Raw genomic sequence first — 13,877 nt, 5'->3', positions numbered from 1 at the left:
CCCCCACCCTGCCCACCCACCCCGTCGATCTTGCACTTTCTGCTCCGACATAAGGGGCATTCAATGCATATCGACAACAGAAACTGCAAGATCGCGGTGGGGTGGGGTGGGGTGGGGTGGGGTTGGGAGGTTAGCTGGGGAGGGAGTGGGTGACTTTTTCCGCCGTGAGCCTGGGGGCCAGGCGGGTCGGGTCCGGGTTGGCGCAGAGGACAACGGTGGCGGCCCGGGTCAGGGGGGCCAGCAGCCAGTCGACCGGATCGGGGTGGCGGGTGGCCTCCACGAGGATCCGTGCGCCGGGCTCGATGCCCAACTCGGTGGCACGGGCCTCGGCCCGGCTCAGCAGGTGCGCGTCGGTGGGGCCCGGACCGGACTGCGGCGTGAAGTCGTCGCCGTGTCCGCGCACCTCGACGACGTAGTCGGCGAACCCGGGCGGCACCTGCCGCAGCGGGGCGGCGAGCGGGGCCAGCCCGAGGGCGTACCGCTCGTCGGCCGACCACGACTGCGCCTCGTCGAACTGGTCCACGGCGGCGAAGAGCACGCCCACGTCACCCGGTGTGTCGACCACGCTCAGCTTGGCCGACCAGCAGCCCAGCAGCACCGCAGCGGTCTGCCAGTGTGGCGGCAACAGCACACCGGCCGGGGTGCCCGGCGCGAGGCCCACCTCGTCGACGAGAAGGTTGGCGGTCTTCGCCACCCAGTTCGCCAGGGTGACGCCGGAGAGTTCGGTGCGGTCGCCGGTGGCGTCGTCGTACCAGGTGAGCAGCGGTCGGGTCGGGTCGGTCGCGATCGCGTCGGCGAACACCCGGGCAATGTTGTCGGCCATCGGCGCGAACGATACGCCAGTGCGGGCCGTACCCAATGACGATGACAAGTCGGCGTACCGTCGGGTCGCAGTCAGCGTCGGCCCCGCGCCCCGGCGTAGGCTTGACCCCCGGAGTGTTGTTCCCCACAGACCCGCCAGTACAAGGAGTCGCCCCGTGACCGCCGGTCGCCCGCCCCGCGTGCTCATCGACGCCACGAGTGTCCCCGCCGACCGTGGTGGTGTCGGTCGATACGTCGACGGTCTGCTCGGTGCCCTCGGCAAGGTGTGTGGGTCGGGGGTGGAACTGGCGGTGGTCAGTCTCCGCACCGACCTGGAGCGTTACACCCGCATGCTGCCCGGCGCGGAGATCATCCCCGCTCCGGCCGCCGTGGCGCACCGCCCGGCCCGGCTGGCCTGGGAGCAGACCGGCCTGCCGCTGCTCGCCCAGCAGGTGGGCGCACACGTGCTGCACTCGCCCTTCTACACCTGCCCGCTGCGGGCCGGGTGTCCGGTCACGGTCACCGTGCACGACGCGACGTTCTTCACCGAGCCGGAGCATTACGACAAGTCGCGCCGCACGTTCTTCCGCAGCGCCATCAAGACCTCGCTGCGCCGCGCCGACCGGGTGATCGTGCCCAGCAAGGCCACCCGCGACGAGCTGATCCGGCTGCTCGACGCCGACCCGACGCGGATCGACGTGGCCTACCACGGTGTCGACCAGGCGGCCTTCCACGCTCCCACCGAGGAGGAGAAGGCCCGCGTACGCGCCCGTCTGGGGTTGGGCAACAGCAGCTACGTCGCGTTCCTCGGTGCCAAGGAGCCACGGAAGAACGTGCCCAACCTGATCCGTGGGTGGGCGCGGGCGGTGGCTGACCGGGTCGACCCGCCGGCCCTGGTGATCGCCGGTGGGCAGGGGCACGACGACGACATCGATCGGGCGGTGGCCGAGGTGCCGTCGCACCTGCGTCTGCTGCGTCCCGGCTACCTGCGCTACGCCGACCTGCCGGGTTTCCTCGGTGGCGCGCTGGTCGCCGCGTACCCGTCCTACGGCGAAGGGTTCGGGCTGCCGATCCTGGAGGCGATGGCGTGCGCCGCCCCGGTGCTGACCACGCCCCGGCTCTCACTGCCCGAGGTGGGTGGCGACGCGGTCGCGTACACCTCGGAGGATCCCGAGCAGATCGGCATCGACCTGGCCGCTCTGCTCGACGACGAGCAGCGGCGGTTGTCGCTGGCGAAGGCGGGGGTCGACCGGGCCAAGGAATTCACCTGGGAGTCCAGCGCCGAGGTGCACATCGCCGCGTGGAGCCGCGCCCGCTCCTGACCCGCCGCGCCACTGCTGGTGACCCGGGCCACTTTGGGTAGGTACGTCGGGCATGATGTGCGGATGCTCTATGCGGTCATTCCGGCAGGTGGCAGCGGCACAAGGTTGTGGCCGTTGTCCCGTGCTGGCCATCCCAAGTTCCTCCACCCGCTCACTGGCACCAGCGCCTCGCTGCTCCAGGCGACAGTGGAACGGCTCGCGCCGCTGACCACACCGGATCGGACCCTTGTGGTCACCGGCGCCGCGCACGTCACGGCGGTGGCACGGCAGCTGACCGTTCTGCCGGAGGAGAACATCCTGGTCGAGCCCTCGCCCCGGGATTCCTGCGCGGCGATCGCGTTGGCCGCCGCGGTGATCGCGACGCGCGACCCGAACGCGGTGATGGGCAGCTTCGCCGCCGACCACCTGATCCGCGACCCGGACAGCTGGGTCTGCACAGTCCAGGAGGCGGTCCACGGGGCCGAGCAGGGCATGCTGATGACCGTCGGGATCACCCCGACCCGCGCGGAGACCGGCTACGGCTACCTGGAGACCGGTGACCCGACCGACGGTGTGCCGTGGCGGCCGGTGACCGAGTTCAAGGAGAAGCCGGCCGCCGAGGTCGCCGAGGCGTACGTCCGTTCGGGCCGGCACCTGTGGAACGCGAGCATGTTCGTGTGGCGGGTGGACGTCTTCCTCGCCGAGCTGGCCCGCCAGCAGCCGGCGCTGCACGCCGGCGTCGCCGCGATCGCCGCCGCCTGGGGCACACCGGAGCAGGACGACGTCCTGGGCGCGATCTGGCCGACGTTGCCGAAGATCTCCGTCGACTACGCGGTGATGGAGGGCGCGGCCACTGCCGGTCGGGTCGCGACGGTGCCGGGTGACTTCGGCTGGAACGACGTCGGTGACTTCCACACCCTGGGCGAGGTGTTGCCGGCCGACGAGGCGAACAACGTGGTGCTCGGCACGGAAGCCAAGCCGGGCGTGCTCCTGCGGGACAGCACCAACCTCGTGGTCGTGCCGCAGTCGGGCCGGCTGGTGGCCGTCCTCGGACTGCACGACCTGATCGTGGTGGACACCCCCGACGCGGTGCTCGTCTGCCCGCGCGACCGGGCGCAGGACGTCAAGGCCCTGGTCGACGAGCTCAAGGAGCGAGGCGAAGAGGGCTACGTCTGAGGGCTGCGAGGGCCGGCGCGACCATTTGCACGGTCCCGCCGGCCAGCGGCTCGGGCAGCTGGTCCGCCGGGAACCAGCCCAGCTCCTCGGCCTCGTCGCTGACCTGCTCCACCGCGTCGGGCGGGGCCAGCACGGCGAACCGGACGTCGTGGTGCGCCGAGCCGCCCTGACACTGCACCTGGTGCACGTCCACGTCGATCGGCACCGGGTCGATGCGCAGGCCGGCGATTCCGGACTCCTCGGTGGCCTCGCGCAGGGCCGCGGCGACGAGGGTCTCGTCGGTCGGCTCGCAGTGCCCGCCGAGCTGCACCCACCGCCCGAACTTGCCGTGCAGGCAGAGCAGCACCCGGGAGCCGGTGGAGTCCAGCACCAGCGTACTGGCGGTGATGTGCCCCGGACGGTGCTGCCGGCTCATGGCGACCGGACCGGCGGCGAGCAGGGCGAGGGTCCGGTCCCGCGCGCCGGCCGCGTCCGGGCTGGTCGGCTGCCAGCCCTCCAGCAACGCGGTGGCGTCGGCGTGCAGCGCCGCGTACGCCTCGGGGTTGGTCGGTTGAGCGGTCGGGCCGGTGATCACGGTGTCGGGCACCATGCCACTGTACGAGCGTCCACCCGATGGGCCGCTTCAGTGACCCCGCGACGCGTCGAATTCCTGGTGGCCGGCTGATCTCACGGCGCGGACGAGGACCATCGGTCGCGCGCTGTGGCGGCTGAGACGGCGTGGGGGCGGGATGACCGGACGGCACCTCTGCGGAGCAAGGGCCGCAGACCCTCGTGGTGCCGTCCGATCACCGGGGCCTCCCCGGTCCCGGTGCCTCGGCGGCGCGGGCGTCCAGGACGCGCGGCGCCATGTTCGGGCAGTGGAAGCATGCCGAACCGGCCCCGGGGGCGTCGAGGTTTTTCATTCCAGGCTTAAAGATGGAGATTACTGCCGTGCAGGTAGAGTCGAACGGTCACCCGGCATCCCCCTGCCGGCGACACGGGAGCGCTCCATGCTGAAGATCCACTTTTCTGGGGAGGACATCCTCCGGACCCGGGTGGCGCCGGCGGCGGACCCGGTCTGGGAACTGGTCCTCAGCCTGCACGTGCTGCGCGGCCGCACCCGCGATCCGCTGACGGCCAACTGGCGGCGCAGCGTGTCGTGGGCGCTGCGTCAGGACGCCGCCTCCGAGCAGCTCAGCCTGCTCTTCGCGCTGAACCCGCCGCGCGGTTACTTCCCCGACTTCCTCACCCCGTACGCCAGCGTCGAGGGCTTCGAGGCCGGGCTGGACGCGCTGCGCCGTACGCCCGTCGAGATGCTGCACCGGGACCTGAGTGTGCTGGCCACCGAGAATCAGCTGCCCTCCTCGGCGACCGCGCTGGCCCGGGGTGAGGTGTCGGCGCTGCACCACCTGGCCGATTCGATGCAGCAGTACCGGTCACTGGCGATCAGCCCGTACTGGGGTCGGATCCAGGCCGCTGTGGCGGCGGACCGCGCGCGACGGGCCCGGGCACTGCTCGACGGCGGAGTCGAGGGCCTGCTCACCAGTTTCCGCCCGGCGATGCGCTGGGACAGTGGCGTGCTGGAGATCCGCAGCTACCCGCACAGCCGGGAACTGCACCTGGACGGCCGCGGGCTGCTGCTCGTGCCCTCGTTCTTCTGCGCGGCCATCCCGGTAGCACTGCTCGACCCGGCACTGCCACCGGTGCTGGTCTACCAGGTGGACCGGCTGGGCGGGCTGGTGACGACCGACGCCAACGGTGCGTTCGCGCCCGGTGCCGGCCGTGAATCGCTCGCCGCGCTGCTGGGTCGCACCAGGGCGGCGGTGTTGCAGGCCAGCGACGAAGGCTGCACCACCGGCGAGGTCGCCCGCCAGCTCAACATCTCACCGGCCGCGGCGAGCCAGCACGCCACTGTGCTGCGCAACGCTGGCCTGCTGGTCAGCCACCGGGAACGCAACAGTGTGCTGCACACGCTGACCCCGCTGGGCCGGGCCATGCTGGACGCGTGACCCGGCCGTCTCCAGCCGGCTGAGGCATTCGCCGGCACCGCAGCGCGCAGACGGCGCTCGCTGAGCTACCGGGCGGGGGGCAGCGCTCGCCGGGCTACCGGGCGCAGACGGCGCTGGCCGGGCTGCCGGACGAGGGCCGCGCCCGCCCTGCTACAGGGCGAGGGCGGCGCTCGCCGAGCTGCCGGGAGGTGGCGGCAACATCGTCGACCCGACGCCCTCGGCGGCCAGGGCGACGCGCAGTCGGTGCAGGTCGGCGCCGAAGCGGACCAGACCCATCGGCTCGACGGGGGTCGGGGCCGAGCCGAGCAGCAGGGCCGCGCCCTCCGGCCACCCGGGCATCTCGGCGACCAGACCGGCGCGTACCTCGGCCTCCTCGACCACTGTGAAGACCGTGCCGGGGGCGACCACCCCGGCGACCGCGTCGATGGCCCGTCGCACCGCGGTCAGGTCGGCTGGCATCGGACCGGGACCATCGGCGAGGGTGGCGGCGTCGGACAGCCCGGCGGCGCGGGCCTCGGCGGTGCCGAGCGAGAACAGGTCCTGTGCCGCGTCGCGGATCAGCGCCCGCGCGCCACCGGCGTCGTCCGGCTCGGTGGCGGGCAGGTAGCCCCGCACCACCGCGACCGGGACCTGATCACACTTACCCTTGATCAGCTCGCCGGCACCCGCCAACTCGTCCACCACAGCCATCTGGGTCAACTGCAACTCGTTGCCGTACGGGTCGACCTCGCCCCGGTGATCACGGATGGCCGGCATCCCGGCCACCCCGAGCGCCACGTCGGTGAGCCCATTGCGCCAGGGCCGACCCATCGTGTCGCTGATGATCACCGCCAGGTCCAGGTCGTAGCGCTCCCGCAGCGCGTCCCGCAAGGCCCGCGCCGAGGCGTCCGGGTCGACCGGCAACAGCACCAGCCGGGTCTTGTCCACGTTCGACGCGTCGATCCCCGCCGAGGCCATCACGAAGCCGTGATGGGTCTGCACGATCCGGGTCGCCCCCCGACTGGCCACCACCCGGGCGGTCTCACCGGCCAGCACCTCGTCCCGGGCGGCCAGCCGTTCCGGTCCGTCCGCCGGCACGTCGACCAGTCGCCCCTCCGCCTTGGAAACGATCTTGCTGGTCACCACCAGCACGTCGCCGTTGCGCAGCCACGGCGCGGCGGTCGCGATCACCGCGGCCAGGTCGTCGCCCTCGGTCACGTGGCCGATGCCGAGCACCGGCAGAATCTCCAACCTCACGTCAACTCCACCGCGGCGCGGACCATGGCCGCCGTCGCCGCCTCGTCGGTCATCCGCAGCGGCACCGCGCGGACCGTCACCTCGGGCACCACAGTGCCCGCGTCCTCCTCGGCCACCAGCCAACCGTCGAGCAGACCGCCGCTGGCCCGGCCGCCGTAGAGGCGACCCACCCCCGCCGCGCTGCACTCGACACCGAGCACTGCCAGACAACGGTCGGCCATCCCCCGCACCGGCGCGCCGCCGATGATCGGGGAGACGCCCACCACCGGCGCCGGGCCGCCCGCCACGGCCTCCCGCAGCCCCGGTACGGCCAGCACCGGCGCGACACTCACCACCGGGTTGCTGGGTGCGATCAACACCACATCGGCCGAGGCGATCGCGTCCAGCACCCCGGGTGCCGGCTTCGCCGTCTCCGCGCCGACGAACACGAAACGGTGGGTGGGGATGTCGGCCCGGTACCGCACCCACCACTCCTGGAAGTGGATCGCCCGCTGCCCCTGGTCGTCCTCCACCACGGCGTGGGTCTCCAGCCGGTCGTCCGTCGCCGGCACCAGGCGCACGCCCGGCTCCCAGCGGCTGGCCAGCGCCTCGGTGACCGCGCTCAACGGGTAACCGCCGTTGAGCATCGTGCTGCGGACCAGGTGGGTGGCGATGTCCTTGTCGCCGAGGCCGAACCAGGTCGGCTGTGCCCCGTACGCGGCCAGCTCCTGCTTGACCGTCCAACTCTCGCCGACCCGACCCCAACCCCGCTCCGGGTCGGCACCCCCGCCGAGCGTGTACATGACGCTGTCCAGGTCGGGGCAGATCTTCAACCCGTGTAACCACAGGTCGTCGCCGACGTTGACCACGGCGGTCACCTCCGCGCCGACGTCACGGGCGTACGCCCGGACCCCGAGCAGGAACCGGGCGCCGCCGATGCCGCCGGCCAGAACCACGATGCGCATGTCGACCATCCTCGCGCACGTGACGCCTGCGATCCGTCGGTGGCCCGCGAGACTAGGCTCACGTGCGCCCTGTCCGTTCCTGCCCCGAGGGGGAGCTCGTGACCAGCCCCACCGAGCCCGCGTCCGCTGACGCGACACAGGCCCGTCAGCTGACCAAGCCACTGCGTGAGCTCGCCGCGCTCGCGCTGCTCGGCGCCAACGCCGTGTTCCTCTTCGTGGGCCTGCTCCGGCTGGTCGCCCCGAACGACTACAGCTCCTTCACCGACCGGGCGGGCAGCGCCTTCTACGCGTTCCTCGGGGTGGAGGGGGTGGCTCTGCCAGTGCTGGCGGTGCTGCTGGCCACGCACATCTCGCCGGTGCTGGCGAAGGCGAAGCTGATCACCCAGGCAGCCCTGATCGAGTACGCGGTCAGCGCCCTGTTCGGCACGCTGACCATGCTGATCTGGACGGTGGGTCGGCTGGCCGAGGCCGAGGTGCTCGACGCGCTGCTCGGTGTGCTCACCCGGTTCGCCTGGATGGTGATCTTCGCGATCGCCGCCTGGGTGGTCTACACGATCTGGCGCGCCCACTACTACGTGCCGCGACCCAAGCCGCAGCCGGGCGTCTACGGCCAGCCGCAGCCGGGCTGGCCGCAGCAGCAGGGCGGGTGGCCGGCTCCCGGTCAGCCCGGTGGCCAGCCGCAGGGCGGTTGGCCCGCTCCCGGTCAGTCGGGTGGTTACCCGCAGGCCGGTCAGTCGGCCGGTTACCCGCAGGCCGGCCCGTTCGGCCAGCCGTCGCCGCCGTTCCCGGCCCCGCAGCACCCGCAGTCGGCACCGCCGTTCCCGGCCGCGCCGCAGTCAGCGCCGCCGGCCAGCCCGGCCCCGCAGTCGCCGTCCCCGGCCGCGCCCCCGTTCGGGCAGCCGCCGTCGGCCGACCCCACGCAGGCCATCCCGCGCCAGTCCGCCGACCCCACGCAGGCCATCCCGCGCAAGTCGGCCGACCCTACCGAGGTCATTTCCCACCCCGCCGACCCGGACACCGACCGCACGCAGCACATCAAGCCCAACGACCACCCGGATCAACCCCGCTGACTTCACCCGACCAGCAGCCCTCGGACGGTTGGTAACGGGGCTCGCGGTCAGTCATCTCCGCCCCGTCGACCTTCGGTATCGCGCCCGTCCGACCGCCCGCCCGTCCGACCGCCCGACCGCCCGACCGCGCGGCCCCGCTCGGCCGACCGGGGCCGCGCGGGGCGGGGGAGCGGGCAGGCAACGTAGATCTTGGACACTTTCCGTTCCGAGCTGACGGAAACTGTCCAAGATTGCCAGCTGTGGGAAGCGAAGCGGCCTGGGGTGCGGTGACCGCCGGGTGCGGTGACCGCCCTGATCGACGAGGTCGGGTGGTTGACGGACGGCCGCCAGCGCGTTCAGCGACCTCCGGTCGCGGCAGGCGTGCCATGATCGTCCAGTGCCGTTTCCCACGGTGCGGGCCGGGACTGGTTGGGTGGCGCAGCGCTGCGCATAGGGTGAGTGGATGGTTGATCGCACCCAGTCCGTTCCCAGCGATGCGAGCGTTCGGCGGGCCCTGGGCCGGGCCGCGAACGGGCGGGCGCTGGACGTCGACGAGGCGACCGCGCTGCTGTCCGCCCGTGGTGCCGCGCTCGACGAGCTGCTCCGGTTGGCCGGTGGGATCCGCGACGCCGGGCTGCGCGACGCCGGGCGGCCGGGTGTGGTCACGTACTCCAAAAAGGTCTTCATTCCGCTGACCCGGCTGTGCCGGGACCGCTGCCACTACTGCACGTTCGCGACGGTGCCGCACCGCTTGCCGGCGCCGTTCCTGGACCGGGACGAGGTGCTGGCCATCGCCCGGGCCGGTGCCGAGCAGGGCTGCAAGGAGGCGCTGTTCACCCTGGGTGACCGGCCGGAGGAACGGTGGCCGGCGGCCCGGACCTGGTTGGACGAACGCGGTTACGACTCGACCCTGGACTATCTGCGCGCCTGCGCTGTGGCGGTGCTGGAGGAAACCGGCCTGCTGCCGCACCTCAACCCGGGGGTGCTGTCCTGGTCGGAGTTGCAGCGGCTCAAGCCGGTCGCGCCGAGCATGGGCATGATGTTGGAGACGACGGCGACCCGGCTCTGGTCCGAGCCGGGTGGTCCGCACTTCGGCTCACCGGACAAGGAACCGGCGGTCCGGTTGCGGGTGCTCGAGGACGCCGGCCGGGTGGGGGTGCCGTTCACCACCGGCATCCTGATCGGCATCGGGGAGACCCCGGCGGAGCGGGTGGACGCGCTCTTCGCGATCCGTCGCGCCCACCGGGAGTACGGCCACCTCCAGGAGGTGATCGTGCAGAACTTCCGCGCCAAGCCGGACACGGCGATGCGTGGCATGCCCGACGCGGAGCTGCACGATCTGGCCGCCACGGTGGCGGTGGCGCGGTTGCTGCTCGGCCCGAAGGCCCGCATCCAGGCCCCGCCGAACCTCATCGCCGGCGAGTACGACCTGCTGCTGCGTGCCGGCATCGACGACTGGGGCGGCGTCTCGCCGCTCACCCCGGACCACGTCAACCCGGAGCGTCCGTGGCCGCAGATCGAGGAGTTGGCCCGGCACAGCGAGCTGGCCGGGTTCACGTTGCGGGAGCGGTTGACCATCTACCCCGAGTACGTGCGCGCGGGCGACCCGTGGCTCGACCCGCGCCTGCTGCCGCACGTGAGCGCGCTGGCCGACCCGGCCACCGGCATGGCCGTCGAGTCGGCGATGCCGCAGGGCCGGCCCTGGCAGGAGCCGGAGGAGACGTTCGGCGGCCGGACCGACCTGCACGCCACCATCGACACCACGGGCCGCACCGATGACCGGCGGGGTGACTTCGACAGCGTCTACGGCGACTGGGCCGAGGTGGCCGACAAGGTCACCCCGGAGGCGGCGGCGCGTCGGGCGGGCGTACCCCCGGTGGCGGCCGGCGGTGGTGCGGACCGTGACCTGGCGGCGGGGCTCCGGCTCGCGGTTGACGACCCGGCGGCGCTGCTCGAACCCGCCAACACCGACGCGGCGCTGGCGTTGTTCGCGGCGGACGGGCCAGCGCTCGACGAGTTGTGCCGCCTCGCCGACGACGTGCGCCGCGACGCGGTCGGCGACGACGTGACCTACGTGGTCAACCGCAACATCAACTTCAGCAACGTCTGCTACGTGGGCTGCCGCTTCTGCGCCTTCGCCCAGCGCGAGCGGGACGCCGACGCGTACCGGCTCTCCGTCGAGCAGGTCGCGGACCGGGCCGAGCAGGCGTGGGCGGCCGGTGCCAGCGAGGTGTGCCTGCAGGGCGGCATCGACCCGAAGATGCCGGTGACCGGGTACGCCGACATCGTGCGCGCCATCAAGGCCCGGGTGCCGGAGATGCACGTGCACGCGTTCTCCCCGATGGAGATCGTCACCGCCGCCGCGAAGGCCGGCGTGCCGGTTCGCGAGTGGCTGCTCCAGCTCCGCGAGGCCGGGCTGGACACCATCCCCGGCACCGCCGCCGAGATCCTCGACGACGACGTGCGCTGGGTGCTCACCAAGGGCAAACTCCCGGCCGCCGCCTGGGTCGAGGTGGTGAGCACCGCACACGAGCTGGGCATCCGGTCCAGCTCCACGATGATGTACGGCCACGTCGACCACCCCGGGCAGTGGCTGGCGCACTTCCGGGTGCTGGCCGGGGTGCAGGACCGTACCGGCGGGTTCACCGAGTTCGTGGCGCTGCCGTTCGTGCACACCAATGCTCCGATCTATCTGGCGGGTATCGCCCGACCGGGGCCGACCTGGCGGGAGAACCGGGTGGTGCACGCCATGTCCCGGTTGCTGCTGCACGGCCGGATCGACAACATCCAGTGCTCCTGGGTGAAGCTGGGTGACGAGGGCACTGTCGCGATGCTCCAGGGTGGCTGCAACGACCTCGGCGGCACGCTGATGGAGGAGACGATCTCCCGGATGGCCGGCTCCGACAACGGGTCGGCGCGTACCGAGGAGCAGTTGCGGGCCATCGCGAAGGCCGCCGGTCGCCCGGCGCGCAAGCGGTCGACCGCGTACGGTCACGCCCGGCCCTGACGTCGAACCTTTCCCCGCCGCCGGCCGTACCACGCGGTGCCGGTGGCGGTCACGGCGAGGACCGCCACCGGTGTCCCCTCAGGGGCCCGGCGGTGTCGCGAGGCGGCGTCGGACCCGTCCGTCTCCGCGGGCGCGTTCGCGCCACGCCGGAGAGGTTGCCCATGACCAGTGATCAGCGGAAGCGGGAGTGGCCGCGACTGACCCGCCGGCAGACGTTGACCGCCGACTGGTTCAACAACCCGTCGGCGGCGTCCTGACCGCGCAGGGGGCGGGCGGATGCACGAGCACGCGTACGGGCCGTCGGAGACCGGGAGTGTCGTCCTGGATATGGGCGGCGACACCGGTGCCCTGATCATCTACACGGGTCGGGATCTGCGGGGGCGGGAGATCGAGATCAGTCGCGACGACGACCGGCGGGTCCACTCGGCGGTGCGCGAGCGCAAGGTGCGGGACGGCTCGTTCCACAGTGCGGTCTATCCCGGTCTGCCGAGCGGGATCTATACCGTCTGGTGGGACGACCGTACGTCCGCCGGCACGATTTCTGTCCATGGTGGAGAGATAGCTGAATTCGCCTGGCCGAGCAGCGGTTTTGGTGCAACTGACTGATCTCGACGAATCGGTTCTACCGCCGCGCCCCGTCCACATCATGGACGGGGCGCGAGTGCTGTCTGCGGCTCGACAGGCAGTCTGTGCCGCGTCGCGTTAACCTGTCTCCCACCAAGATCAGCTTAGCGTTGGAGGTCTCCGGTGCCGTCCGGGCGGCGACTCGTCGGGGAAGCGCCACGGGAGAAAAGTCGGGCAACTCGCCGGAGAGGGCGTTACTCGGCCGGGGTCTGAATCGATAGGGCAGGTTGCGAGGCTGGACGGCCCGAGTGGGTCGGCCGAGGGTGTCGGGAGGGCGACTCCATTATCAAGTTTGGCTTGACGGCGCACGCATTACACGCGTGTAATTTGAATGGGGTTGTTCGCACGGAACGCAACAAAACGGGACCGGACGGACAAGCACGCCTTTCGCGTGGGGGGTTGCAGCGGCGATGACGCCGGTGCGCGACAAGGAGGCATTTGATGGACGGCCAGCTTGAGGTGGCCGACCTGCTCGGAAACGCGCCGGAGTGGCAGGAGCGGGCGTTGTGCTCGCAGACCGACCCCGAGGCGTTCTTTCCCGAGAAGGGCGGCTCGACCCGCGAGGCGAAGCGGATCTGTTCGCGTTGCGAGGTCAAGACCGAGTGCCTTGAATACGCTCTGGGTCACGACGAGCGGTTCGGAATCTGGGGTGGGCTCTCCGAGCGGGAGCGGCGCAAGTTGAAGCGGCGGGCCGCCTGACCGGTCTCAGGTCGGGGCGGTGTGGGGTCGAGGCGGTGGGGGCCGCCCGACTCTCCGCTCGGAGGTCGGCTCAGGCGAGCTCGTCCGGGTCCACCCCGAGCAGGTTCGCCACCTGTTCGATGATCACGTCATGGACGAGATCGGCGAGGTCCTCGCGGTCCATCGCCCGGAACTCCAGGGGCCGTCGGTACAGCACGATCCGCGGCGGCATCTCCTGCCGGCCCGGGCGACCGGGCAGCAGCCGGGCCAGCGGGACCTCGCCGTCCTCCAGCACATCCGAGTCGTAGACGTTCAGGTCCGGAGGGACGTCCTCGACCGCGAACTCAACACCCGCCAGCTCCTTGGCGAACCGACGCTCCAACGTCTCGACGGTGTCCAGAACCAGGTCGTCGAAGACCTCGGCCTTGGTCCGTGCCAGCGGCACGGTGGCCGGGACCAGCCGCCCGCGCAGGCCGCGCCCGTGCCGGTCCCGATGCGCACGCCGGCCCGAGCCGGGGCGGCGGTGTTCCGGGCTCGTCATGAGGCAAAGGGTAGCGCCCGTGTCGGGCTGGCCAGCGGCAGCGCCGATCCTGTGGCGCGGCGCGCCCAGGGCGGTCGACTGTGATCACCATGACGGGCGTGTCGCAACGCGAACCGATGCGCCGGACCCGGTAATGGAGATACCCTGCCGCACGTGAGGTCACCACGGCGCTGCTCCCGTAACGGCTGCCCCCGGCAAGCGGTCGCCACATTGACCTATGTCTACAACGAGTCGACAGCGGTGGTGGGGCCACTGGCGGCGTTCGCCGAGCCACACACGTACGACCTGTGTGAGCCGCACGCCCGCAGCCTCACCGCCCCGCGGGGCTGGGACGTCGTCCGGCACGAGGGCGAGTTCGAGCCGCCGCCGCCCACCACTGACGACCTGGTCGCGTTGGCCGAAGCGGTCCGCGAAGCCGCCCGCCCGGCCCCCCGCCCCCCGGAGCCGGACCAGCACCACTCGGAGAACCCCCACCAGACCGGCCGCCGAGGCCACCTCCGAGTAATCCCCCCCAACCACTAACCCCCGGCCC

General features: G+C 72.0%; 13 protein-coding genes. 8 read left to right on the top strand and 5 right to left on the bottom strand.

Annotation, left to right across the window (positions count from 1 at the left end; translation table 11 throughout):
- Window positions 1–130 precede the first annotated feature (130 nt).
- A complete protein-coding gene (locus tag IF22_RS0132405; RefSeq protein ID WP_030338286.1) occupies window positions 131–823 on the bottom strand; it encodes a TIGR03089 family protein in 693 nt (230 codons plus the stop codon).
- A 154-nt stretch (window positions 824–977) separates the two neighbouring features.
- Here IF22_RS0132405 and IF22_RS0132400 point away from each other — a divergent pair, with 154 nt between their 5' ends.
- Window positions 978–2,123 (top strand): glycosyltransferase family 4 protein, encoded by a 1,146-nt coding sequence (locus IF22_RS0132400; protein WP_030338285.1) that lies wholly within the window; start codon window positions 978–980, stop codon window positions 2,121–2,123.
- Between the two features lie 63 nt (window positions 2,124–2,186).
- Window positions 2,187–3,278, top strand: a complete 1,092-nt coding sequence (locus tag IF22_RS0132395) for a mannose-1-phosphate guanylyltransferase (RefSeq protein ID WP_030338283.1) — start codon at window positions 2,187–2,189, stop codon at window positions 3,276–3,278.
- Here the strand turns inward: IF22_RS0132395 and IF22_RS0132390 are convergent.
- A complete protein-coding gene (locus tag IF22_RS0132390; RefSeq protein ID WP_081884272.1) occupies window positions 3,247–3,867 on the bottom strand; it encodes an NUDIX hydrolase in 621 nt (206 codons plus the stop codon). The genes IF22_RS0132395 and IF22_RS0132390 overlap by 32 nt on opposite strands.
- Window positions 3,868–4,267: 400 nt before the next feature.
- Between IF22_RS0132390 and IF22_RS0132385 the strand changes: the two genes are divergently transcribed.
- Window positions 4,268–5,266, top strand: a complete 999-nt coding sequence (locus IF22_RS0132385; protein WP_030338278.1) for an ArsR/SmtB family transcription factor — start codon at window positions 4,268–4,270, stop codon at window positions 5,264–5,266.
- Window positions 5,267–5,416: 150 nt separating this feature from the next.
- On the opposite strand, the gene IF22_RS0132380 is transcribed toward IF22_RS0132385, so the two are convergent.
- Window positions 5,417–6,502 carry a coenzyme F420-0:L-glutamate ligase gene (locus IF22_RS0132380; RefSeq protein WP_030338276.1) on the bottom strand — a complete coding sequence of 362 codons (1,086 nt, stop codon included), beginning with the start codon at window positions 6,500–6,502 and terminating at the stop codon, window positions 5,417–5,419.
- Entirely contained in the window at window positions 6,499–7,446 is a 948-nt protein-coding gene (gene cofD / locus IF22_RS0132375; protein ID WP_030338274.1) for a 2-phospho-L-lactate transferase, read from the bottom strand. Before cofD ends, IF22_RS0132380 begins: the two co-directional genes overlap by 4 nt.
- Before the next feature lie 98 nt (window positions 7,447–7,544).
- Here cofD and IF22_RS0132370 point away from each other — a divergent pair, with 98 nt between their 5' ends.
- The 4 genes from IF22_RS0132370 to IF22_RS0132345 all read left to right on the top strand — a co-directional run bounded on the left by IF22_RS0132370 (window position 7,545) and on the right by IF22_RS0132345 (window position 12,825).
- A complete protein-coding gene (locus IF22_RS0132370; protein ID WP_030338272.1) occupies window positions 7,545–8,516 on the top strand; it encodes a hypothetical protein in 972 nt (323 codons plus the stop codon).
- Between the two features lie 442 nt (window positions 8,517–8,958).
- Window positions 8,959–11,502: a bifunctional FO biosynthesis protein CofGH gene (locus tag IF22_RS0132365; protein ID WP_030338270.1), complete on the top strand. Its 2,544-nt coding sequence runs from the start codon at window positions 8,959–8,961 to the stop codon at window positions 11,500–11,502.
- A gap of 276 nt (window positions 11,503–11,778) precedes the next feature.
- Window positions 11,779–12,108, top strand: a complete 330-nt coding sequence (locus IF22_RS0132350) for a hypothetical protein (protein ID WP_030338268.1) — start codon at window positions 11,779–11,781, stop codon at window positions 12,106–12,108.
- Between the two features lie 459 nt (window positions 12,109–12,567).
- Window positions 12,568–12,825: a WhiB family transcriptional regulator gene (locus IF22_RS0132345; RefSeq protein WP_007455784.1), complete on the top strand. Its 258-nt coding sequence runs from the start codon at window positions 12,568–12,570 to the stop codon at window positions 12,823–12,825.
- A gap of 70 nt (window positions 12,826–12,895) precedes the next feature.
- On the opposite strand, the gene IF22_RS0132340 is transcribed toward IF22_RS0132345, so the two are convergent.
- Window positions 12,896–13,345 carry a metallopeptidase family protein gene (locus IF22_RS0132340; protein ID WP_030338265.1) on the bottom strand — a complete coding sequence of 150 codons (450 nt, stop codon included), beginning with the start codon at window positions 13,343–13,345 and terminating at the stop codon, window positions 12,896–12,898.
- Window positions 13,346–13,498: 153 nt separating this feature from the next.
- Here IF22_RS0132340 and IF22_RS0132335 point away from each other — a divergent pair, with 153 nt between their 5' ends.
- Complete coding sequence (locus tag IF22_RS0132335; RefSeq protein WP_030338263.1) at window positions 13,499–13,867, top strand: DUF3499 domain-containing protein; 369 nt, start codon at window positions 13,499–13,501, stop codon at window positions 13,865–13,867.
- Window positions 13,868–13,877 lie beyond the last annotated feature (10 nt).

Source organism: Micromonospora parva, assembly GCF_000718515.1.
Classification (GTDB): Bacteria; Actinomycetota; Actinomycetes; order Mycobacteriales; family Micromonosporaceae; genus Micromonospora; species Micromonospora parva.
This window is presented reverse-complemented; position numbering and strand designations above follow the sequence as displayed.